Source organism: Microbacterium sp. Bi128, from assembly GCF_918698205.1.
Window position 1 is genome coordinate 1 of sequence record NZ_CAKKMM010000833.1, and the last position, 2,238, is coordinate 2,238.

At 67.6% G+C, this 2,238-nt stretch carries 2 protein-coding genes; one reads left to right on the plus strand and one right to left on the minus strand.

The window, feature by feature from the left end:
- Nucleotides 1-191 precede the first annotated feature (191 nt).
- Nucleotides 192-1,634, minus strand: a complete 1,443-nt coding sequence (locus tag LQV45_RS26865; protein WP_223915341.1) for an NCS2 family permease — start codon at nt 1,632-1,634, stop codon at nt 192-194.
- A 121-nt stretch (nt 1,635-1,755) separates the two neighbouring features.
- Between LQV45_RS26865 and LQV45_RS26870 the strand changes: the two genes are divergently transcribed.
- Nucleotides 1,756-2,238, plus strand: a 483-nt coding sequence (locus tag LQV45_RS26870) for a copper resistance CopC family protein (protein ID WP_230009793.1), incomplete at its 3' end; no start/stop codon positions are given.

Genomic DNA, 2,238 nt, shown 5'->3' on the forward strand with positions numbered 1-2,238 from the left:
GGACATCAACGGGGAGCGCGGGAGAAACCATGCCCCTAGCTCACCGCAGCCCGGGTCGGAAAACCAGCCGGGCCGCCGTCGGACTGTCCGGAATCCCGGAAACTGAGCTTAACAACGGTTAAGCAGCGCCGGGTGGGCCAGGCCGGGGGGGCGTGGCCCACCCGGCGGGCGTGACCGCGGGCGGGGCTGCGTTAGTGGATCCCCAGGACGGCCTCGATCGGGCCGATCGCGAAGAAGAGCAGGAACGCGGACGCCACGGCCCACATGAGCGGGTGCACCTCGCGGGCCCGGCCCTCGAACAGGCGGATCAGCACGAAGCTGATGAAGCCCGCGCCCAGGCCGTTGGCGATCGAGTACGTGAACGGCATGAGGGTGAAGGTCAGGAAGGCCGGGATCGCGATGCCCCAGTCCTGCCAGTCGATCTTGCCCACCTGGGAGACCATCATGAAGCCGACCACCACGAGGGCGGGGGCCACGGCCTCGAACGGCACGAGGTTGATCAGCGGGGTGAAGAACATCGCCACAAGGAACAGCAGGCCGGTCACGACCGAGGCCAGGCCGGTGCGTGCGCCTTCGCCGATGCCGGCACCGGACTCGACGTAGATCTGGTTCGAGGAGACGGAGGCGCCGCCGCCGATGATCGCGCCCAGGGCGTCCACCTGCAGCACGCGGTCGACGTCGGGGATGTTGCCGTCCTTGTCGATGGTGCCGGCCTCGGTGGCCAGGCCAACCATCGTGCCCATGGCATCGAAGAAGATGCTGAGCAGGATCACGAACGCCAGCAGGGTCGCCGCGACGAAGCCGAGGTGTTCAAAGGCGCCGAAGGGGTTGGCCTTGCCGATCAGGGACAGGTCCGGGGCCGCCCACTCGGAGAACTGCGGTGCCACGAGGGACCAGCCCTGCGGGTTGTGGTTCTTGCCGTCAAAGCTGGGCCCGATGTGCAGGATGGATTCCAGGATCACGGACAGGATGGTCGAGGCCACGATGCCGATCAGGATGGCGCCCTTGACCTTGCGGACCACCAGCGCGATGGTCAGGATCAGGCCGAAGACGAACACGAACGTCGGCCAGCCCAGGAGCTTGCCGTCGAAGCCCAGGCCGACCGGGACGGTGGTGCCGGCGACATCGGGGACGCGGCGCACGAAGCCCGCGTTGACGAGACCGATCAGGGCGATGAACAGGCCGATGCCCACCACGATCGCGGTCTTCAGCCCCTCGGGTACGGCCTTGAACACGGCCGTCCGGAAGCCCGTGAGGACCAGGATCAGCATGGTGATGCCCGAGAGCATCACCAGGCCCATCATGTCCGGCCAGGTCAGGCCGGGGTTCGTGGCCACCGTGACGGCGACGAACGCGTTGACGCCGAGCCCGGTGGCCAGGGCGAAGGGATGCTTGGCCCACGCGCCCATGAGGATGGTCAGGATGCCGGCCACGAACGCGGTGACGGCGGCGACGGCGGGGAAGCCCAGCGTGGCGCCCGAGGAGTCCGGCCCGGAGAGGATCAGCGGATTCAGCACCACGATGTAGCTCATGGCGAAGAACGTGGCGAACCCTCCGCGGATCTCGCGCGAGACGTTCGACCCCCGCTCGGATATTTTGAAATACCGGTCGAGTGCCGAGCCCTGCTTGAGCATTAGGTCTTGCATTAGTCCTCCGGGAGTGATGGGTGTTGCATATATCTTATTTGGCGCCCGAGGGCCAACCCTGCGTTTTCGCCTAGTCTGTAAGGAAGCCAACACTAGGAGTAGCCTGCCCATGCGCCGTATCCGCCAGCTTCGCAGTGCCCTGCTGGGCGCCGTCGTCCTTGTGGCCGTCCTGCTGGGAGCAGTGAGCCCGGCGTCGGCGCACGACTCCGCGGAGTCCACCAGCCCGGCTGCCGGAGCAACCGTCGCGGCACCGCCGGAGCAGGTCACGGTCACGTTCAACCACAATCCGCTTGCCCTGGGGTCGCAGATCGTGGTCAATGATGCCACCGGCGCCAACTGGTCGGACGGTCCCGTGGAAATCGTGGACAACGTCGCTGCGCAGAAGCTGAAGTCCGGCGCCCCTAAGGGGCAGTACACCGTGCACTGGCGGGTGGCCAGTTCCGACGGCCACCCGATCGAGGGCAGCTTCACCTTCACAGCGACGGCGGCTGCGGCAGGCACGACGGCGGCTGCCGCGGTCCCCACGATGGGCACCGCCCAGCCGGGGACCACGCCCGCGCCTGCCCCTGCGCCGGCCGGGTCGCAGCAGTTT